This is a genomic window from Pseudomonas sp. BT76 TE3572 (genome assembly GCF_050435365.1).
Taxonomy (GTDB): domain Bacteria; phylum Pseudomonadota; class Gammaproteobacteria; order Pseudomonadales; family Pseudomonadaceae; genus Aquipseudomonas; species Aquipseudomonas fluorescens_W.
In genome coordinates this window covers 5,554,810-5,574,756 of sequence record NZ_JBNDKE010000001.1, presented here as the reverse complement: position 1 = coordinate 5,574,756, position 19,947 = coordinate 5,554,810, and the positions used below count along the sequence as shown (strand labels likewise).

The window sequence follows — 19,947 nt, the reverse complement described above, 5'->3', positions numbered from 1 at the left end:
TATGTTTTTGCGCCACCTCATTGTTTTCAGCTTCATCGCCCTGCTCGCCGGTTGCGCGGGCTTCGGTGCCCGCGAATCGGTCCAGGGTCAAGGCAACGCGGCCCAATGGCGGGACTACAAACAGCAACTGACCAGCCTCGATGGCTGGCAGATCAACGGCAAGATCGGCATTCGCGCGCCAAAAGATTCAGGCAGCGGCACGCTGTTCTGGCTGCAGCGACAGGATTACTACGACATCCGCCTCTCCGGCCCCCTGGGGCGTGGCGCGGCTCGCTTGACGGGTCACCCGGGCAAAGTCTCGCTCGAAGTGGCCAATCAGGGCCGTTATGACGCAACGACACCCGAGGCACTGGTCGAAGAACAGCTCGGCTGGAAGTTACCCGTTTCCAACCTGGCCTGGTGGGTTCGCGGGCTCCCGGCGCCGGACAGCAAAAGTCGCCTGACGCTGGATGCCGATAGCCGCCTGGCCAATCTCGAACAGGATGGCTGGCAGGTCGAATACCTCAGTTACGCCGAGCAAAACGGCTATTGGCTGCCCGAGCGGATCAAACTGCACGGCACCGACCTTGATATCACGCTGGTGATCAAGGAATGGCAACCTCGCAAATTGGGGCAGTGAACATGACCGCTCCGCGCTTGACGCTGCCCTCCCCAGCCAAACTCAATCTGATGCTGCACATCCTCGGTCGCCGTGAAGACGGTTATCACGAGTTGCAGACTATTTTTCAGTTTCTCGATTACGGCGATGAAATCACGTTCGCCGTTCGTGACGATGGTGTGATTCGACTGCACACCGAATTCGATGGCGTTCCTCACGACAGCAATCTGATTGTTCGAGCTGCAAAAAAACTTCAGGAGCAATCCGGTTGTTCGCTCGGTATCGACATCTGGATCGAAAAAATTCTGCCCATGGGCGGTGGAATCGGTGGCGGCAGTTCAAATGCCGCGACGACTTTGCTCGGCCTCAATCATCTTTGGAAATTGGGTTGGGATGAGGATCGACTGGCCGTGCTGGGCCTGACGCTTGGCGCCGACGTCCCGGTTTTCGTGCGTGGACACGCCGCTTTTGCCGAAGGCGTGGGGGAGAAACTGACCCCTGTAGACCCCGAAGAACCGTGGTATCTCGTGCTTGTGCCGCAAGTCTCTGTAAGTACAGCAGAAATTTTTTCAGATCCGTTGTTGACACGTAACTCTTCTCCCATTAAAGTGCGCCCCGTTCCCAAGGGAAACAGTCGAAATGACTGCTTACCGGTGGTAGCAAGGCGTTACCCAGATGTACGTAACGCATTGAATTTGTTAGGTAAATTTACCGAAGCAAAACTCACCGGAACTGGAAGTTGTGTGTTTGGGGGCTTCCCAAGCAAAGCTGAAGCTGATAAAGTCTCGGCCCTTCTTACAGAGACCCTTACAGGGTTTGTAGCAAAGGGAAGCAACGTTTCGATGTTGCATCGCAAGCTGCAAAGTCTGCTCTAAAAGGAACCGAGTACTGGGTACTCGTTGCAACAGATACAGGGGCGTCGCCAAGCGGTAAGGCAGCAGGTTTTGATCCTGCCATGCGTTGGTTCGAATCCAGCCGCCCCTGCCATTTTCTATACTCATCCAGGTTACCCTCAGCCTCTAGGTACTGCGCGTGTCCAAGATGATGGTCTTTACGGGGAACGCTAACCCCGATCTGGCTCGGCGTGTTGTACGTCAGCTGCATATCCCTCTCGGTGACATCTCTGTCGGTAAGTTCTCCGACGGTGAAATTACTGCCGAGATCAATGAAAACGTCCGCGGTAAAGATGTCTTCATTATTCAGCCGACTTGCGCTCCGACAAACGATAACCTGATGGAACTGGTAGTGATGGCTGATGCCTTCCGCCGCTCCTCGGCTACTCGTATCACTGCTGTTATTCCTTACTTTGGTTATGCCCGTCAGGATCGCCGTCCGCGTTCCGCACGTGTGGCTATCAGCGCGAAAGTCGTTGCTGACATGCTTACCGTAGTCGGCATCGACCGTGTTCTCACGGTTGATCTGCATGCTGACCAAATCCAGGGTTTCTTCGATATTCCAGTAGATAACATCTACGGCTCCCCGGTATTGGTGGATGACATTGAAGATCAGCGCTTCGAAAACCTGATGATCGTGTCCCCGGACATTGGTGGCGTCGTGCGTGCACGTGCTGTTGCCAAATCCCTGGGCGTGGATCTCGGGATCATCGACAAACGCCGTGAGAAAGCCAATCACTCTGAAGTGATGCATATCATCGGTGATGTCGAAGGGCGTACCTGTATTCTGGTCGATGACATGGTCGATACCGCCGGCACTCTGTGCCACGCGGCCAAGGCCCTGAAAGAGCATGGCGCTGCCAAGGTTTTCGCCTACTGCACACACCCTGTGCTGTCCGGTCGGGCGATCGAAAACATCGAAAATTCAATGCTGGACGAACTGGTGGTGACTAACACCATCCCGTTGTCCGCTGCTGCTCAAGCCTGCTCGCGTATCCGTCAACTGGATATCGCGCCGGTAGTTGCCGAAGCGGTTCGCCGCATCAGCAACGAAGAATCGATCAGCGCGATGTTCCGTTAAGGGCCCTGCCCTTCTCGACTATCTCGTTGACGAAAAGCGCCCCGCCCCGGCATTCCTGTCGGGGCGGGGCTTTTTTGCCCATATCGCCTTTAGCGCTGGTCGCAAACGCTGGGGCGAATGTGGTTATTTTGGAGATACAACATGAACGATTTTACTCTGAATGCTGAAGTGCGTTCCGACCTGGGGAAAGGTGCGAGCCGCCGCCTGCGTCGTCTCGCAAGCCTGGTACCAGCTGTAGTTTACGGTGGCGAAAAAGCCCCTGAATCCATCAGCATGCTGGCTAAAGAAGTTGCCAAACTGCTCGAAAACGAAGCGGCTTACAGCCACATCATCGAGCTGAACGTTGGCGGCACCAAGCAAAACGTAATCATCAAAGCTCTGCAGCGTCACCCGGCCAAAGGCCACGTGATGCACGCTGACTTCGTACGCGTTGTAGCTGGCCAGAAACTGACCGCTATCGTGCCTGTACACTTTGTTGGTGAAGAAGCTCCGATCAAGAAAGGCGGCGAAGTTTCGCACGTTGTTGCTGAAATCGAAGTTTCGTGCCTGCCAAAAGACCTGCCTGAATTCATCGAAGTCGACCTGGCTAACGCCGAAATCGGTTCGATCATTCACCTGTCTGACCTCAAAGCCCCTAAAGGCGTTGAGTTTGTTGCTCTGGCACACGGCGATGACAAGGCTGTTGCCAACGTCCACGCTCCACGTGTTGCTCCAGAAGCTACTACTGAAGAAGGCGCAGCAGAGTAATTTCACTCTGTTCGTCGGAGTGACCGGAAACATCGCGGACTAGAGCGTAGCGAGAAAGCGGGCGAGAACGCGGAGTTTACATAATGGTAAATGAGCACTTGTCGTCCACTTTCGCCGCACGCACCTGTCGCGGCGATGTTATCCACCACTCCAAGGAAGGGCCCCTATCGTGACTGCCATCAAACTGATCGTTGGCCTGGGAAATCCAGGCGCTGAATACGAACAGACCCGGCATAACGCAGGGGCCCTTTTTGTTGAGCGCATCGCGAACGCACAAGGCGTAAACCTTGTGGCCGATCGCAAATATTTCGGCCTGACCGGGCGCTATTCGCATCAGGGTCAGGATGTTCGTCTGCTGATTCCCACCACCTACATGAACCGCAGCGGCCAGGCCGTCGCGGCACTTGCCGGCTTCTTTCGGATAAAGCCGGAAGAGATTCTGGTGGCGCACGACGAACTCGACCTGCCACCGGGCGTTGCCAAACTCAAACAGGGCGGCGGCCACGGCGGTCACAACGGGTTGCGCGACATCATTGCGCAACTGGGCAATCAGAATACCTTTTACCGCTTGCGGCTTGGCATTGGCCACCCGGGCGTTGCCAGTATGGTTTCAAATTTCGTCCTGGGTCGTGCGCCACGCGCCGAACAGGAAAAACTCGATGCCAGCATCGACTTTGCCCTCGGCGTGCTGCCGGATATCCTCGCCGGTGAATGGAACCGCGCGATGAAAAACCTGCACAGCCAGAAGGCCTGACTCACTCCTCGGGGAAAACACCATGGGATTCAATTGCGGCATCGTCGGCCTGCCTAACGTCGGCAAGTCCACCCTATTCAACGCCCTGACCAAATCCGGGATCGCGGCCGAGAACTTCCCCTTCTGCACCATCGAACCGAACACCGGTATCGTGCCGATGCCGGATCCGCGTCTGGAAGCCCTGGCGGCCATCGTCAATCCCAAGCGCATCCTGCCGACCACCATGGAATTCGTCGACATCGCAGGCCTGGTAGCTGGCGCCTCGAAAGGTGAAGGCCTGGGCAACAAGTTCCTCGCCAACATCCGTGAAACCGATGCCATCGCCCACGTAGTCCGCTGCTTCGAAGACGAGAACGTGATTCACGTCTCCAACAGCGTCGACCCGAAACGCGACATCGAAATCATCGACCTGGAACTGATCTTCGCCGACCTCGACAGCTGCGAGAAGCAACTGCAGAAAGTCGCCCGAAACGCCAAGGGTGGTGACAAGGACGCCGTGGTCCAGAAAGGCCTGCTGGAGCAATTGATCGCTCACTTCACCCTCGGCAAGCCTGCGCGCACGCTGATGAAGACCATGGGCGCCGACGACAAAGCGGTAATTCGTGGTTTCCACCTGCTGACCACCAAGCCGGTCATGTACATCGCCAACGTCGCTGAAGACGGTTTCGAGAACAACCCGCTGCTGGACATCGTCAAAGCCATCGCCGAAGAAGAAGGCGCCATGGTGGTTCCGGTCTGCAACAAGATCGAAGCCGAAATCGCCGAGTTGGAAGACGGCGAAGAGAAAGACATGTTCCTCGAAGCCCTAGGCCTCGAAGAACCTGGCCTGAATCGCGTAATCCGCGCTGGCTACGAAATGCTGCACCTGCAGACCTACTTCACCGCCGGTGTCGAAGAAGTCCGTGCCTGGACCGTACGCGTCGGTGCTACCGCACCACAAGCCGCCGGTGTGATCCATACCGACTTCGAAAAAGGCTTCATCCGCGCCGAAGTCATCGCCTACGACGACTTCATCCAGTACAAGGGCGAAGCCGGCACTAAAGAAGCCGGTAAATGGCGCCTGGAAGGCAAGGACTACATCGTTAAAGACGGCGACGTGATGCACTTCCGTTTCAACGTCTAAGTTTTCAAGACGAAGCAGCCACACACAAAAAAGCCGCGTTTGATACGCGGCTTTTTTGTGCCTGAAATAATCTCTCGCTACACCAACAATCTACTGTAGGAGTGAGCCTGCTCGCGATAGCGGTGTATCAGTCACCACCTTCGCTGAAGGTTAGACCGCCATCGCGAGCAGGCTCACTCCTACAGGGGGATTGATGTGGGCTCAGGCTTTTTTGGTTCTTGGCAGGAAGATCGCCAGCACACCGAACAACGGCAGGAACGAACACAGCAAGTACACGTACTCGATGCCGTGTATATCCGCCAGATGCCCAAGCAACGCCGCACCAATCCCGCCAAAGCCGAACATCAATCCGAAGAACACCCCGGCAATCATCCCGACATTGCCCGGCACCAATTCTTGCGCATACACCACGATCGCCGAGAATGCCGAAGCCAGGATGAAGCCGATCACGACGCTGAGGATGCTGGTCCAGAACAGATCAACGTGAGGCAGGATCAGGGTGAACGGCGCGACGCCAAGGATCGAGAACCAGATCACCGCCTTACGCCCGATCTTGTCGCCGATCGGCCCACCGAAGAAGGTCCCCGCCGCTACCGCTCCGAGAAACAGGAACAGGTGCAACTGTGAACTCGCCACCGACAGGTCGAACTTCTCGATCAGATAGAACGTGAAGTAACTGGTGAAGCTGGCCATGTAGAAATACTTGGAGAACACCAGCAGCCCGAGGACCACCAGTGCACTGATCACGCGGTTCTTTGACAAGCCATGCGTCGCCGCCTGGCCTTGCTTGAGTTTGAACAGACTCAGGTGGTTGGCGTACCAGCGGCTGATCCGATAGAGAACGAACAGCGCAAACACCGCGAATAATCCGAACCAGGCCACATGGCCCTGGCCGAAAGGAATAATGATCGCCGCAGCCAGCAACGGACCGAAGGCCGACCCGGCATTACCGCCGACCTGAAAGGTCGATTGCGCCAGGCCGAATCGCCCGCCCGAGGCCAGTCGTGCCACGCGAGAAGCTTCCGGGTGAAAAGTCGAGGAGCCGATACCGATCAACCCTGCCGCCAGCAAAATCATCGGAAAACTGCCGACCACCGACATCATCAAAATGCCGATCAATGTGCAAACCGTCCCGGCGGGTAGCAGCCAGGGTTTGGGGTGCCGATCGGTGTAGTAACCAACCCACGGCTGCAACAGCGAAGCCGTCAGCTGGAACGTCAACGTGATCAGGCCAACCTGGGTGAAGGTCAGGCCATAGTTGGCCTTAAGCATCGGATAGATCGACGGCAGCACCGACTGGATCAAGTCGTTGATCAAATGCGCCAGCGCCACGGCGCCGATGATGCGCATGACCAAAGGGCTGCTTTGTGAAGTCGCGGATGCCGGCTGCGCGCCGGTCTGGACATTGCTGATAGCCATAAGAGTTTCCGTACAACAGATGGGTGCACACGGGCAGGTGCGTCAATGTGCCATTTTTCGGTGCAGCAGCGCCATCCCCTTAGCCTGCTAACGACCTCGGTTTTCATCGATGAAAAGGTGATAGCGCAACGCCATGGTCTGAATCTTGCCTTGGTAATCCGCTTCAACGCGGCCCCTTACAAAGGGGACCGAGAATGGGAAGTTTCGCTACAGAGCCGGCCTACAGAGCTGGCGAGGGTGAACTTTCGAGGCCTTTTAAAAGGGCACAGGTCGCGGCCGCAACGGTTGCGACGCACGCCAATGGCGCGTGGTGTCCAGAGGAGTGGGGCATGCAGGCTTTTTTATCACCGGGGATCGGGTTGCTGGGGCGTTTTGGCTTCGCACGCAAATTTCAGCTGTTGTTTCTGCTGTTTATCCTGCCGCTAGCGGGCAGTCTGTGGATGATCGGTCAGGACTATCGCGACAAACTGAACCTGATCTCCGGCGAACGGGCCGGGGTTCGGCAACTGCTCGCCCTGGATGCTCTGGATAACCTGCTCGCCGCCCAGCGTGACCGCGCGGCTCGCTGGCGCGCCACGGAAACCAATCGTCAGCCGACCCCCGCGACGATCGCGGCGATGGCTGCTTTCGATACGGTTCAGCCAGCCGTCGCCCAAGCCACCTCGGACCTCGGCAACGCACTGCAAACCGAAGGCGCCGAGAGCGAAACCCTGGCCCGTTATCAAGCCCTGCAAACCGCCCTCAACGGCCTGGACTCGAAAAGCCTGAGCAGCGTCGGTTGGTGGCCGGACGGTTACGATCGTTTCACCAATGCCTTGAGTGCCCTGCAAGCCTTGCGCGAGCAGATCGCCATGGACAATCGCCTGACGCTGGCGCCGTGGCTGGAAACCTATCTGCTGACCCAGATCTCCACGCAGCACGCACCAGACCTGATTGAACGAGTCGGCCGTCTCGCCAGCGTCGGCCAGGCATCAGTGGTATCCGGACAGTTCACCCTGCAAAGCCGTCTGCAATTGCGCGACTTGCGCAGCCGCATCGGCGATGCCCGGGAGCAACTGGTCAAAACCGCAAGCCTGCTGGAAGCGCGACTGCCCAGCGCGTTGCAAGCCTGGGCCGGGCAATACCATGACAGCCTCAAGCACCTGGACGCCGAGCTGAAAGTCCTCGATGACGGCGTGTTCGGCGGCAGCATCAAGCTCAAGCCGGAAGAGTTCGAACGCAGCCTCGACGCCCTGCTCACCGACCTCTCTTCGCTGCGTCAGCAGTCGTTGGTGTCGCTGGATCAGCGTCTGGACTATTACCACGGCTCTGCCATCCGTCAGTTCATCCTGGTAGCGACCATTTTTGGCTGCCTGCTGCTGGCCGCGCTGTACCTGTTCATCTGCTTGCAGGCCTCGATCCATCGCAGCGCCAGCGGCATTACCCTACTGGCCGAAGCCTTGCGCGACGGCAATCTGAGTCTGCAAGTACCGGTGCATGGCCGCGACGAACTGGCCGCCATCAGCACCTCCCTCAACGTCGCGGTGGTGCAACTGCGCAACAGCCTGCTGGGGGTCGATCATGAAACCTTGCAGCTGAGCAACGCGGTGCGCACCCTCAACCATCACTCCAGCGGCGCCCTTGGGGAAGTCGAAGCCCAGCAGTTGCAGATCAGCCAGATCGCCGCGGCAGCCACGCAATTGGCCGCGACCTCTCAAGGGGTCGCCCAGAGTTGCGAACAGGCCTCTGGCAGCGCTCAGCACACCCAGCGCATCGCCGCCGACAGCAGCCGTGACAGCCAGCGTACGACGGCGAGCATTCAGCAACTCAATCAGCGCTTGAACGACACCGCTGCGGCACTGGGCCGGGTCAGTGAGCAAGGGCAGCAGATTCAATTGGTGGTGGACACCATTCGCGGGGTTGCCGAACAGACGAATCTATTGGCACTTAACGCCGCCATCGAGGCCGCGCGCGCGGGTGAACAAGGTCGTGGCTTTGCAGTGGTGGCCGATGAAGTGCGCAGCCTGTCGCAACGCACCCAGTCCTCCACCGCGCAGATTGCCGGCACTGTCGACAGCCTGCGCAGCACCGTAAACGAAGCGGTGAGCCTGATGGAAGCCGCTTGCGGCCAGGCTCAGTCCGACGCCCTGGCCGTCACTGGCCTCGGCGAACGCCTGGGGGAAATTGCCAGTGCCGTGCAGGGCGTCACCGACACCCTGGCGCAGATCGCCACAGCGGTCGACGAGCAAGCAACCACCGCCGACGAGGTCAGCGGCAATATCCAGCAAGTCGATCAGGCGGCGGTACGCTTGCTCGAAGGCGCGCGGGCGGTGAACCTGGCAGCGGACACCTTGAGCCAGGGCAGCAAGGCCTTGAGCGCCAATACCGGGAGATTTCAGCTCAGTTGACACCCTCCCCTGGCCCGTTTTTTTGGGTCAGGCGGATAAGCGGTTGAAAGCGTAGAGAAATATTTTAGATTTACGCTTGACACATCTCTGTTACGAGCCAATAATGCGCGCCACTTGGCTACATAGCTCAGTTGGTTAGAGCATAGCATTCATAATGCTGGGGTCCGGGGTTCAAGTCCCTGTGTAGCCACCAAGTACTAAAAACGGCTTACCGAAAGGTAGGCCGTTTTTTTATGCCTCGAGAAAAGTGCTCCCGGCCCACAGGGAGGTTACTGCCCACTCTTTGCGGTTCTCTCCTACAGTTAATGCCAACGCTTTAACGCAGAGAGACCACCCTATGCACTGGGGCCTGGACGAAATCATTGTGTTTTTCATCGTGGTCGCCATCTTCTGCGTGGTGCTGGAGCTCGCTTTTCGTCTCGGCCGTCATCACCGGGCCCACAGCAACGATTCGACCCGATCCCACCTCACCGTTTTGCAAACCGCCCTCCTCGGTCTGCTCGCGCTGTTGCTGGGTTTCAACTTCGCCATGGCCACCTCACGTTTCGAAGCGCGCAAGACACTGATTCAAGAGGAAGTCACGGTGATCGGCGCAACCTATCTTCGAACGAAGTTGTTGCCGTCCGATCTGCGCGGGAAGATGTCGGCGCTGCTCAAGGATTATGTCTCGGCGCGGATTGAATTCATGCGCGCCGGCACGGACGAGAAACTGCTGAAGGCGGCCAGCGAATCGTCCCGGACGATTGAAGACCAGTTATGGAGTCTGGCTGCCGCCGCCGAGGCCCAGAGCGAAACGACAACAACCATGAACCTGGTGATCCAGTCGTTGACCGATGTCTACAACGTCAATGAAAAACGTCGCGCGGCCCTGGACAATCATGTCCCGGCAACCGTGATCAATCTGCTGTTCGTCGTGGCCATCGGTGCGTTGGGTTTCATCGCTTACAGCTATGGCCTGGGCCACCGTCGACGGCACGGTTCGACGACCCTCTTCGCGATCCTGATTGCCATGGTCTTCACCCTCATCCTCGACCTGGATCAACCCCGCAGCGGCTTCATCCGCGTCGGCGAAGAAAGCATGCTGCGGTTGCAGGAAGATTTGAACCGCATGAGTTCGGGCAACGAGAGGCCACGTCCCCGTCAATCACGTCAGGAACGAATTGCCAGCAATGCTGACAACGCACGCTCCCAAATCTGCCAGGTGCGCAGCCAGACCATCGCCTGCCAGTCGCTGTCGGCGGGATAGAACTGCTCAACCAGATTCAGTTTGATCCCGCGCCCCACGGCATCACTCGGATTGCCAAACAGATGCAGCCAGTGATCATCGCGCAGGTGACGATGAACCTCGGCGCCGGGATACGTCCCGCACTCGATCACAAACGGCATCAACCGCACGTGCGGCAGCGCGTTGATCAACGCTTGTGAGGTGTAGCCGGTGGCGGTGGCTGCAACGCCGGTTTCGCTCAGCGTGTCGGCGCCCGTGTGCAAGGTATAGAGCCAGGGACCATAAATGGCCTGCGCATCCGCAAGCGCTGGATACGCCGCTTCGGTAATGGTCAGCAACATCGGATGGCCATACTCCCCGGCGCCGGTGTGCAAGTCGAAACACATGGCCACTTCTGCATGCGAAACATGCTTTTGAAGGATCTGATGCAACGTGCGGTTCGACCAGCTCGGTGCCAGTCCGCCATAAAACAAACCATCGGGATGCCGGTGCTGGCCGCCCTCGACAATCGACATCACCGCTGGCCAACCGTGTTCGCTGATCTGTTCGTCGAGCAAGGCGTCGGCGCGATCACGCTCCGGGCCGTGCAACTGCGTGCAGGCATAGATTTCATGCAGCGCTGTGTAGGCCTGATTATCTGGCAATGCGTGGTCGAAGTTCAGGTGATTGCGGTTCAGGTCGATGTTGTCTTCATTGACCCGACGCAGCCACGCAGTGCCCCAGGGATTGATCAGGTGGATCATCACCACCGCGACATCGGCCGGCAGCGTACGCTTGCCCAACTCCTGCAACCACTTGATCTGACATCCCGAACCATAGAAGCCTTCGACCCCATGGGTGCCGCTGAGCGCAATCAGCAAGCGCTTGGCGCCCGGATCACCCAGCACGGCCACATCGGTGCTCAACGACTCACCGAACGGCCCTTTGAGTGGATGCGGGTACTCGGTCAACGTCGCACCGGCCGCGGTCGCGGCGGCCAGGAATTGATCACGCTGGGTGCGGTAACTTGGCTGGGTGGGGAACTCGGTCTGCATGTCTGCCTCTTGTTGATCTTCTGGCCAGTCTGTTGCCCTCGACCCTACAGAAAATCCGTGGAGTCATGAAGGGCAAAAGCATCTTTGCTGTAGGCCTTGGTTTGCGTCACTTCGTTTCGGCCGATAAAGTCCCCTGATCTTTCCCACGGACGGAGTGCCCCCCACGTGTTCTCAGCCTTCCACTTGAGCCGCTATCGCCTGTCAGCCCTTTCGCTGATCGCCGCTGCTTTAACCCTCGCAGCCTGTAGCGCCCCGACCACTTCCACGCTGCCTGTCGCGCCAGAAGTCGCGTCCGGTTATCGCGCCGACCTGCAGACCCAATACGCCTCAAAACACATGGCGGCCGCGGCCAATCCGCTGGCGTCCGAGGCCGGGCGGGAGATGTTGCGCCAGGGCGGTTCGGCAATCGATGCCGCGATTGCGATGCAGGCCGTACTGACCCTGGTCGAGCCGCAATCCTCGGGCATTGGTGGTGGTGCGTTGATCGTGCTCTGGGATGGTAAGGCGGTACGCACTTATGACGGTCGCGAAACCGCTCCAGCTGGCGCCACCGAGAAGCTTTTCCTGCAAGCCGACGGCAAACCGATGCCGTTCACCCAGGCGCAGATTGGCGGTCGTTCGGTGGGGACACCGGGCGTGTTACGAGCGCTTGAATTGGCCCATCAGAAACACGGTCGTCTGCCGTGGGCGCGACTGTTCGAACCGGCGATCAAACTCGCGGAGCAAGGCTTCGCCATCTCGCCACGCCTTCACCAATTGATCGCCTCGGACTCGTCCATTCGACGCTCGCCGGACATGGCGGCCTACTTCCTGAATGCCAATGGCAGCCCGAAAGCCGCAGGCACTCAACTGAAAAACCCGGCACTGGCCGCGGTGTTCAAACGCATCGCCAAGGAAGGACCGGATGCGTTGTACAAAGGCCCTGTTGCGCAGGAGATCGTCGCCAAGGTTCAGGGCCACGCCAACCCCGGCAGCCTGTCGCTGAACGATCTCAAAGGCTACAGCGCCAAGGAGCGCGCGCCGCTGTGCACCGACTACAAACGCTGGCAGGTCTGCGGCATGCCGCCACCGTCATCAGGCGGGATCGCCGTGGCGCAGATTCTCGGCACCTTGCAGGCCCTGGAAACCCGCGACCCACGCTTTGCCCTGGCGCCGCTCAAACCGGTCAAGACAAACAAACCTGCGGGCATCGAACCAGCGCCTGAAGCCGTGCACCTGATCTCCGAGGCCGAGCGCCTGGCCTACGCCGACCGCGCGCTGTATGTGGCCGACGCAGATTTCGTGCCCGTCCCCGTCAAAGGTCTGGTGGACCCTGCTTATCTGGCCGACCGCGCGGCGCTGATCGGCGATCGCAGCATGGGCACGGCCAAACCCGGCACCCCGCCAGGCATCCAGGTCGCCTACGCACCGGACCGCTCGCCGCTGCGCATCTCCACCTCGCAAGTGGTGGCGGTGGATGACGAAGGCGGCGCCGTGTCGATGACCACCACCGTGGAGTCCGCGTTTGGCTCGCACCTGATGGTTCAGGGTTTCCTGCTGAACAACCAGATGACCGACTTCTCGTTCATCCCGGAAGAAAACGGCCAGAAGGTTGCCAACCGCGTCGAACCCGGCAAACGCCCACGCTCGTCCATGGCACCGACCCTGATCTTCGACCGCCAGAGCGGCGAATTCCTCGCCACCATCGGTTCCCCCGGCGGCTCGCAAATCATCGAGTACGTCGCCAAATCCACCATCGGCCTGCTCGACTGGAACCTCGACCCACAAGCCGCCATCAGCCTGCCCAACTTCGGCAGCCGCAACGGCCCGACCGAACTGGAACAGGGGCAGTTCAGCTCGGGACTGATTCAGGCGCTGAAGGACAAAGGGCACAGCGTGAACGAGATCGATATGACCAGCGGGACTCAGGCAATTGTCCGGGTCAAGGATGCACAGGGGAAAACGTCGTTGGCGGGCGGGGCCGATCCGCGGCGTGAGGGGGCAGCGTTGGGGGATTGAGTCGTACGTGGGAATGAGCAAGGGTTTACCGGGAGGTAGGCCCTTTTTTATGCCTGACTAATCCTGATCGCTCGCTTCACGCAGCCTTTTCCTACCCGCAAATGACTGCTTCTTGGATAAAGTTTGAAGATCAGTTTTTCCCAATTCCGCGTCAGCCCCAGCTCATCAAATCAGCTGTCGGCAGTGCTTGATTACAGAAGTCGAACTTGCCCCTCCGCACATCGGATGCGCCTCCACAGACTTGCATCAGTCCCACCACGGGACTAGGATCACTCCATGAGAATCATCGCTATCAGTCAGCTGAAAAGATTTTGGGAGAAACACCCGGATTCGGAGCAATCCTTTCTGGCCTGGATTGATGAGGCAAAGAATGCTGAGTGGAAAGCACCAACGGACATAAAGGCGCACTTTGCTACCGCCAGTATTCTCAAAAGCCGTAGGGTCGTGTTCAACATCAAGGGCAATGACTTTCGGCTGGTAGTCGCTGTGGCCTATCGCTTCGGCGCCGTATACATAAAATTTGTCGGCACTCACAAGCAGTACGACGCGATCGACGCTAATACCGTCGAGATGGAGTAACCCATGAACATTCGCCCCATTCACACCGACGAGGACTACCGCGCAGCCCTCAAAAACGTGTCAGCGTTGTTCGACAACGAACCAGAGCCTGGCACTCCTGAGGGTGATTACTTCGACATTATGATCACGCTGATCGAAGCCTATGAATCGAAGCAGTTTCCCGTGGACCTACCCAATCCGATCGATGCAATCAAGTTTCGTATGGAGCAGTCCGGGCTGTCTGCTGCTGACCTCGCACCCGCGATTGGGCGCACAAACCGAGTGTATGAGGTGCTCAATGGCAAACGTGCGTTGACGCTTCCGATGATCTGGAAACTTCACGATTTGTTCGGTATACCCGCGCAAAGCCTGATCAAGCCGATTAAGCAGGCTTGATCAGGTGTCAGTAGACTCCTGAAATCAGGCCGGCACACCCAAAATGATATGCGATGCCTTGATCACCGCCGTCGCACTCACGCCCGGCGCCAGGCCCAGTTCTGCCACAGCCTGGCGTGTCACGATCGAATAGACCTCGGTGCCGCCGTCGAGCTGGATGACCACTTCGGAGTTCACCGCACCGTCGATGACACTGGTGACTTTGCCTTCCAGGCAATTGCGTGCCGACAGGCGAATGTCGCTGGATTCGGTCATCAACATGACCCACGGTGCTTTCACCAGCGCGACCGCTTCCTTGCCGACCGCCAGGCCGAGGTTCTTCACACTTTCCATGGTCACCACGGCCACCAGCTCATTGCCGCCCGACAGTTTCAGTGAGACTTCGGCGTTGACCGCACCGGGCTGTAATTGACTGATGGTGCCTTTGAAGACGTTACGTGCGCTGACTTTCATGACGTGCCTCCTCGAATAATTATTGTTGTATTGAACCTAGCGAGAGATCTTCAGCGCCTGTCGCGCCTGATGCTTCTCCTGCGCCAGCTCGATCAAACGGCTGACCAGCTCGCTGTAGGTCATACCGGTGGCCTGCCATAACTTGGGGTACATGCTGATGCGGGTAAAACCGGGCAACGAGTTGATCTCATTGATCAGCACTTCGCCACTTTCGGTCAGGAACACGTCGACCCGCGCCAGCCCGGAACAGCCCAACACCTGAAACGCCTCGACGGCCAAGGCACGGATGCGTTCACTGGCCTCGAGGCTGATGTTAGCCGGGACCACAACTTCCGCTGCCTGTGCGTCGATGTATTTGCTGTCGTAGGAATAGAACCCGCTGTGCACCACGATCTCGCCGCAACCGCTGGCGATGGCATCTTCGTTGCCGAGCACCGCGCATTCAATCTCGCGGCCGCTGACGGCGGACTCGACCAGGACTTTTTCATCGAAACCCAAGGCCAGCTCCACCGCCGCCGCGTACTCGGCTTCGTCATTTACCTTGCTGACGCCCACGGAAGATCCCTGGTTAGCCGGTTTGACGAACAGTGGCAGACCGAGTTTGCCTTGCACTTCGGCGAACCCGGTGGCGCGGGTCAGGGTGACGAACGGCGTGACCGCCAACCCGGCGTCCCGAAGCAACCGCTTGCTGATGTCCTTGTCCATGCAGACGGCCGAACCGAGCACGTCGGAACCGACAAACGGCAGATCAGCCATGCGCAGCAAGCCTTGCAGGCAACCGTCCTCACCCAGGGTGCCGTGGACGATCGGGAAGATCACATCGACGTGCCCCAGCATTTCCTGACTGGAGGTTTCCACCAATTGCTGACTGACCTTGCCCGGCACGACGGCCAGTTCACGGTTGGACTGGTTTAGGGCAATCAGTGCCGGGTTTTCCTGGTTGAGCAGGAAGTTCGAAGGGTCGTTCAGATGCCAGTGGCCTTGTTTATCGATGCCGATCAGCACCGGTTCAAAGCGCGAACGATCCAGCGCATCGACGATGTTTTTCGCCGATTGCAACGACACTTCATGTTCAGCCGAACGACCGCCAAAAATAATGCCTATCCGCAGTTTGCTCATTCAGAACTCCTCAACGATTGGCCACCAGATGTGCGCCGAACAGCAGGTAGCAACTGCCGGCGAAGCGATCCAGCCATTTACGCGAACGATCATAAGCACCCGCGACCCGCCGGCTGGCAAACAGCAGTGCCACGCTGCAATACCAACTGAATGACAAGGTCGCCATGGTCAGCACGGCCAGCGCCAGCAACATCGGTGGCGGTGAAGCCGGCATGGCCGTGGCGAAAATCGTCGCGACAAATAGCGCGGCCTTGGGATTGGTCATGTTGCCCACAAAGCCCCGGCCATAAGCCGATAGCAGCGTGCGACCGGCCCCATTCAGCGAGCCGCTATCGCCCGGCACACTCGGTGGTTTGCGCTTGAACTGCTTCAACCCCAGATAGATCAAGTAACAACCGCCGGCAATCTTGAAACTCAAATAGAGCGTCGGCGCAGCGCTGAACAGCGACTTGATACCCAAGCCACCCGCCAACCCCCAAAGCACCGTACCCGTGGCCACGCCGAGTGCGGCGACGACACCGTGGCGCCTGGAGCAACTGGCAGCCAGTTGTGCGGTGTTGAAGAAGTTCGGCCCCGGCGTCACCACCGCAACCGTCCACAACAGCGCTAACGACAACAACGGAGTGGCATAGCTCAGGTGGGATATTTCCATGATGTGGGGGCGCCTTCTTGGCTTAAAAAATATGCAACACCTTGCAACATTAGTCCGGGATTTTCTACCAGCCGGGTGATTCGAACGGCAGCAGACAGGCGGTTGGTCAGTGGGGTAACGTGTTCAGCATCGAGTTCAAGGCAACACACCATGGCCAAGCACACGCCCCCCATCGACTGGTTCCACCGCGCGCCCGACGTCGGCGGGCTTCAGCGTTTCGAGGCGTTTTTTGCAGGCCACGGCTACGACCTTCACCGCCACGACACCTACGCCATCGGCCATACCCTGGCCGGGGTGCAGAGTTTTCAGTACCGCGGTGGCTGGCGCCACAGTCTGCCGGGCGGGACCATGGTGCTGCACCCGGACGAAGTTCACGATGGCGAAGCCGGCACCGAGACCGGTTTCCAGTACCGAATGATGTACATCGAACCGGCACTGATCCAGCAGATGCTCGGCGGCCAGCCGTTGCCGTTTATAAAGACCGGCCTGTCGAACGACCCTCGTTTGTTCGCCGCCACCGCCGTGCTGCTGCGAAGCCTCGATTGCCCCCTCGAGCCTCTTGAAGAGCAGGACGCACTGTTCGATCTGGCGCAAGCCTTGAACAACGTTTCCGGCGTGCCTGCCACCCGCCAGAGCTTCGACTACGTGGCCGCCGAACGCGCGCGGGAATTCATCCACAGCGCACTGGATCGTACCGTGACGCTGGAAGAACTGGCGCAACACAGCGGTCGCGACCGCTGGAGTCTGTCGCGGGATTTTCGCCTGTTGTTCGGCACCAGCCCTTATCGATACCTGACCATGCGCCGCCTCGACCTGGTCCGCTCGCTGCTGATTCAGGGCCAGTCATTGGTCAGCGCTGCGCTGATCGCCGGCTTCACCGATCAGAGCCACATGACCCGCCAGTTCAGTAAAACCTACGGCTTGTCGCCAGCGCGCTGGATGAAAATGCACCGCCGCTGAGCCACGCACAATCGTTCAAGAAGCACGCCGATGCGCCCGCTATCGTGGAGGCACGATCAACCACGAGAGCTGCTTCATGAAAGCTTACGAAAGCCTGAACTTCGCTGAAAAAATCGCCAGGATCGACCCGTACTGGACGCCTCGGGTCATCGCTGAAATGAACGACTACCAGTTCAAGGTGGTGAAGCTGCTGGGGGATTTCATTTGGCACGATCATCCTGATACCGACGAAACGTTCATCGTCCTCGAAGGGCAACTGCGCATCGACTTTCGCGATGGCCACGTGCTGGTGAACGCCGGCGAAATGTATGTGGTGTCAAAAGGTGTCGAGCACAAACCGTTCGCCGAGCAGGAGGTGAAACTCCTGCTGATCGAACCCAAGGGTGTGTTGAACACGGGTAACGAAGGTGGCGAGCGCACGGCGCAGAATGACGTCTGGGTGTGAACGGCTGGCGGCTTACGGCTGCAAGGTCTTGCCGTCCACTGGATCGCCGATTTTCAGGAAATGCCCGCCAGCCACATGGTGCAAGGTGCGCAACGCGTCTTGCCCTTCGAAGTGCCAGCGACCGTCACTGAACACCCGCTCGTCTGACTGAGCGGCAATCACTTCGGCCAGGAACAGATCGTACTGCTGGTGATTGCCGGGTTCCGGCAGCAGTCGGCACTCCAGCCAGGCGACGCAGCCTTCGAGCATCGGCGCATCGATCAGTTCAGCGTTGAAGGTCGGCAAGCCATAGACCTGGAACTTGTCCCGGCCTTGGTCCCGGGTCAATTCCAGGCCGGACGTCGAACCCACGGTCTGGACGATATCGGCCTGGGCGGCGCAGGGAACATTCAGCACAAACGTGCCCGAAGCCTCCAGCAATTGCCGTGTCCAGGTGGACTTGTCCAGCACCACGGCAATTTTCGGCGGCTCGAAATCCAGCGGCATCGCCCAGGCCGCCGCCATGATGTTGCGCTGACCGTCATGGGCCGCGCTGACCAACACGGTCGGGCCGTGATTGAGCAGACGATAAGCCTTGGCCAAGGGAACCGGACGGCGGTGAGAAACGCTCATGTTGGCTGCTCCTGGGGAAAACGCCGATTGTAGCGATTTCCACCGGGATGGCAGGCATCAAGTCGTCAACTGATTGGCAAACTGCCCGACCGCGTTCACCACTTTCTGTGCGCCGTCCTGAATCTCGACAATCACCGTCCCCGCCTCTGCCGCCAGCGCCAGCCCCTGTTCAGCCTGGAATTTGCCCTCGGTCATCAGGGCCACGGCATTGCGCGCCATGTCCTGGTTCTGACGCACTACGCCGACAATCTCATCGGTTGCCTGGCTGGTACGCGACGCCAATTGCCGGACCTCATCCGCCACCACCGCGAAACCACGCCCCTGCTCCCCGGCACGAGCCGCCTCGATGGCTGCGTTGAGCGCCAGCAGGTTGGTCTGTTCGGCAATCCCGCTGATGGTTTTAACGATGGTGCCGATCACCAGCGACTGCTCGTTCAGCGCTTCGATGCCTTCGCTGGCGGTCTGCATGTGCTTGGCAAGGTCACGCATCACGTTGACCGCCTGAGTCACCACCGCGTTACCGCGCTGAGCGCTGCTGTCGGTTTGCTGCGAGGTGCTATAGGCAATGTTGGCCGCTTCGGCGACGGCTTGCTCCTGATTGACTTGATCGGTGATCACCGTGGCGAACTTCACCACTTTGTAGAGCTTGTTGTTGGCATCGACCACCGGGTTGTAGGACGCTTCCAGCCAGACCATGCGGCCGTGGCTGTCGATGCGTTTGAAACGGCCGGCGACGAACTCGCCTGCATTCAAACGGCGCCAGAAGTCCTGGTACTGGGTGCTGTTGTATTCCTCCGGCTCGCAAAAGGTGCGGTGATGTTTGCCCTTGATCTGCGCCAGGCTGTAACCCATGCCACTGAGGAACCGCTCGTTGGCAGTCAGCACATTGCCATTGAGGTCGAACTCGATCACAGCCGTGGAGCGTACGAGCGCGCCGATCAGGTTCTCATGTTCACGAGACGCCTCGATGGTGCGGGTCAGGTCACTGGAGTAAATCGAGAAGTATTTGATCCGGCCGTCCGCGGACCGAACCGGCTGCACAATCGAGCGCAGCCAGGCTTCCTGGCCATTGCCGCGCAACAAACGCACCGTGCCGGCAAAGTGCTCGCCACGGGTCAACGCGACCTTGAAGCGCTGGTGAAATTGGTCCGACTTCACATGAGCCGGGACGATGTCTTCGATGTGTCGCCCCATCAGGTCGTTGCTTTTGTAGTGCATCTCGCCGAGGAAGATCTGGTTGACCGACTGAATGCGCCCATCGGCTTCGAGGGTCAGGACCAGCATCTCGCTTTCCAGACGCTCCTTCACTTGCTGGAGGCTGGAGAGTTCTTCGCGAAGAGCCGACAGCTCTTGCTTCAAGCGTTTGTTGAACATGGGGATGCACCGATGGACAGTGATAGAAAGCGGCATGTAGCCTAACCATCGGCTTTGGGGATAATTTCTGAAGAGTGTTTCAGGGTTGTCCTACAAAAATAGTTAGGCATCTTGATACG

General features: G+C 58.8%; 19 protein-coding genes, 2 tRNA genes and 2 pseudogenes. 15 read left to right on the top strand and 8 right to left on the bottom strand.

The features are described 5' to 3' along the window. Window position 1: 1 nt before the first annotated feature. From lolB to ychF, 7 genes are all read left to right on the top strand, one after another. A complete protein-coding gene (gene lolB / locus ABH912_RS25400) occupies window positions 2-619 on the top strand; it encodes a lipoprotein insertase outer membrane protein LolB (protein ID WP_033061248.1) in 618 nt (205 codons plus the stop codon). Between the two features lie 2 nt (window positions 620-621). After that, window positions 622-1,473 (top strand): 4-(cytidine 5'-diphospho)-2-C-methyl-D-erythritol kinase, encoded by an 852-nt coding sequence (ispE, locus tag ABH912_RS25395; RefSeq protein WP_033061246.1) that lies wholly within the window; start codon window positions 622-624, stop codon window positions 1,471-1,473. Between the two features lie 37 nt (window positions 1,474-1,510). After that, a tRNA-Gln gene (locus ABH912_RS25390) sits at window positions 1,511-1,585 on the top strand. 45 nt (window positions 1,586-1,630) lie between these two features. Further along, the gene (locus ABH912_RS25385) at window positions 1,631-2,572 is read left to right on the top strand and encodes a ribose-phosphate pyrophosphokinase (RefSeq protein ID WP_003208392.1); all 942 of its coding nucleotides are present in this window, start codon (window positions 1,631-1,633) and stop codon (window positions 2,570-2,572) included. 141 nt (window positions 2,573-2,713) lie between these two features. Next, window positions 2,714-3,319 (top strand): 50S ribosomal protein L25/general stress protein Ctc, encoded by a 606-nt coding sequence (locus ABH912_RS25380; RefSeq protein ID WP_033061244.1) that lies wholly within the window; start codon window positions 2,714-2,716, stop codon window positions 3,317-3,319. Window positions 3,320-3,488: 169 nt separating this feature from the next. Further along, complete coding sequence (pth, locus tag ABH912_RS25375; RefSeq protein WP_008037207.1) at window positions 3,489-4,073, top strand: aminoacyl-tRNA hydrolase; 585 nt, start codon at window positions 3,489-3,491, stop codon at window positions 4,071-4,073. Window positions 4,074-4,095: 22 nt separating this feature from the next. Then, window positions 4,096-5,196 carry a redox-regulated ATPase YchF gene (gene ychF, locus ABH912_RS25370; RefSeq protein WP_008153431.1) on the top strand — a complete coding sequence of 367 codons (1,101 nt, stop codon included), beginning with the start codon at window positions 4,096-4,098 and terminating at the stop codon, window positions 5,194-5,196. Window positions 5,197-5,397: 201 nt separating this feature from the next. Here ychF and ABH912_RS25365 read toward each other — a convergent pair whose 3' ends face one another. Continuing rightward, window positions 5,398-6,615 (bottom strand): MFS transporter, encoded by a 1,218-nt coding sequence (locus ABH912_RS25365; protein WP_123365631.1) that lies wholly within the window; start codon window positions 6,613-6,615, stop codon window positions 5,398-5,400. A gap of 329 nt (window positions 6,616-6,944) precedes the next feature. On the opposite strand from ABH912_RS25365, the gene ABH912_RS25360 reads away from it, so the two are divergent. The 3 genes from ABH912_RS25360 (at window position 6,945) to ABH912_RS25350 (ending at window position 10,248) form a co-directional block, all read left to right on the top strand. Further along, window positions 6,945-9,002: a methyl-accepting chemotaxis protein gene (locus tag ABH912_RS25360; protein WP_033061241.1), complete on the top strand. Its 2,058-nt coding sequence runs from the start codon at window positions 6,945-6,947 to the stop codon at window positions 9,000-9,002. Between the two features lie 116 nt (window positions 9,003-9,118). Next, window positions 9,119-9,195: transfer RNA gene (locus ABH912_RS25355), tRNA-Met, on the top strand. A 144-nt stretch (window positions 9,196-9,339) separates the two neighbouring features. Next, window positions 9,340-10,248, top strand: coding sequence for a hypothetical protein (locus ABH912_RS25350; protein WP_429511908.1), 909 nt, complete (start codon window positions 9,340-9,342; stop codon window positions 10,246-10,248). On the opposite strand, the gene ABH912_RS25345 is transcribed toward ABH912_RS25350, so the two are convergent. Further along, complete coding sequence (locus tag ABH912_RS25345; RefSeq protein WP_429511907.1) at window positions 10,152-11,261, bottom strand: DUF2817 domain-containing protein; 1,110 nt, start codon at window positions 11,259-11,261, stop codon at window positions 10,152-10,154. The two genes, ABH912_RS25350 and ABH912_RS25345, sit on opposite strands and share 97 nt — an antisense overlap. Before the next feature lie 165 nt (window positions 11,262-11,426). On the opposite strand from ABH912_RS25345, the gene ggt reads away from it, so the two are divergent. The 3 genes from ggt (at window position 11,427) to ABH912_RS25330 (ending at window position 14,213) form a co-directional block, all read left to right on the top strand. Next, on the top strand, window positions 11,427-13,259 hold the full coding sequence (gene ggt / locus ABH912_RS25340) for a gamma-glutamyltransferase (protein WP_429511906.1): 1,833 nt from the start codon (window positions 11,427-11,429) through the stop codon (window positions 13,257-13,259). Between the two features lie 276 nt (window positions 13,260-13,535). Further along, the gene (locus ABH912_RS25335; protein WP_033061237.1) at window positions 13,536-13,838 is read left to right on the top strand and encodes a type II toxin-antitoxin system HigB family toxin; all 303 of its coding nucleotides are present in this window, start codon (window positions 13,536-13,538) and stop codon (window positions 13,836-13,838) included. Window positions 13,839-13,841: 3 nt separating this feature from the next. Continuing rightward, entirely contained in the window at window positions 13,842-14,213 is a 372-nt protein-coding gene (locus ABH912_RS25330; protein WP_033061235.1) for a helix-turn-helix domain-containing protein, read from the top strand. A 24-nt stretch (window positions 14,214-14,237) separates the two neighbouring features. On the opposite strand, the gene ABH912_RS25325 is transcribed toward ABH912_RS25330, so the two are convergent. Genes ABH912_RS25325 through ABH912_RS25315 form a run of 3 tightly spaced genes read right to left on the bottom strand, consistent with a single transcriptional unit; the run spans window position 14,238 to window position 16,437 of the window. After that, entirely contained in the window at window positions 14,238-14,666 is a 429-nt protein-coding gene (locus tag ABH912_RS25325; RefSeq protein WP_033061233.1) for a TOBE domain-containing protein, read from the bottom strand. Between the two features lie 36 nt (window positions 14,667-14,702). Further along, window positions 14,703-15,785 carry a D-alanine--D-alanine ligase gene (gene ddlA, locus ABH912_RS25320; protein ID WP_429511905.1) on the bottom strand — a complete coding sequence of 361 codons (1,083 nt, stop codon included), beginning with the start codon at window positions 15,783-15,785 and terminating at the stop codon, window positions 14,703-14,705. Window positions 15,786-15,795: 10 nt separating this feature from the next. Next, window positions 15,796-16,437 (bottom strand): LysE family translocator, encoded by a 642-nt coding sequence (locus ABH912_RS25315; RefSeq protein WP_429511904.1) that lies wholly within the window; start codon window positions 16,435-16,437, stop codon window positions 15,796-15,798. 150 nt (window positions 16,438-16,587) lie between these two features. Here ABH912_RS25315 and ABH912_RS25310 point away from each other — a divergent pair, with 150 nt between their 5' ends. Further along, the gene (locus ABH912_RS25310; protein WP_033061229.1) at window positions 16,588-17,397 is read left to right on the top strand and encodes an AraC family transcriptional regulator; all 810 of its coding nucleotides are present in this window, start codon (window positions 16,588-16,590) and stop codon (window positions 17,395-17,397) included. 76 nt (window positions 17,398-17,473) lie between these two features. Then, window positions 17,474-17,842 carry a cupin domain-containing protein gene (locus ABH912_RS25305; protein ID WP_033061227.1) on the top strand — a complete coding sequence of 123 codons (369 nt, stop codon included), beginning with the start codon at window positions 17,474-17,476 and terminating at the stop codon, window positions 17,840-17,842. Window positions 17,843-17,854: 12 nt separating this feature from the next. Here the strand turns inward: ABH912_RS25305 and ABH912_RS25300 are convergent, their stop codons facing one another. From ABH912_RS25300 to ABH912_RS25290, 3 genes and pseudogenes are all read right to left on the bottom strand, one after another. After that, the gene (locus ABH912_RS25300; RefSeq protein ID WP_429511903.1) at window positions 17,855-18,454 is read right to left on the bottom strand and encodes a flavin reductase family protein; all 600 of its coding nucleotides are present in this window, start codon (window positions 18,452-18,454) and stop codon (window positions 17,855-17,857) included. A gap of 57 nt (window positions 18,455-18,511) precedes the next feature. Beyond that, window positions 18,512-18,949 (bottom strand): annotated as a pseudogene (locus tag ABH912_RS25295) (methyl-accepting chemotaxis protein); the annotation flags it as partial. A gap of 150 nt (window positions 18,950-19,099) precedes the next feature. Continuing rightward, window positions 19,100-19,738: pseudogene (locus ABH912_RS25290) on the bottom strand (PAS domain-containing protein); the annotation flags it as partial. Window positions 19,739-19,947 lie beyond the last annotated feature (209 nt).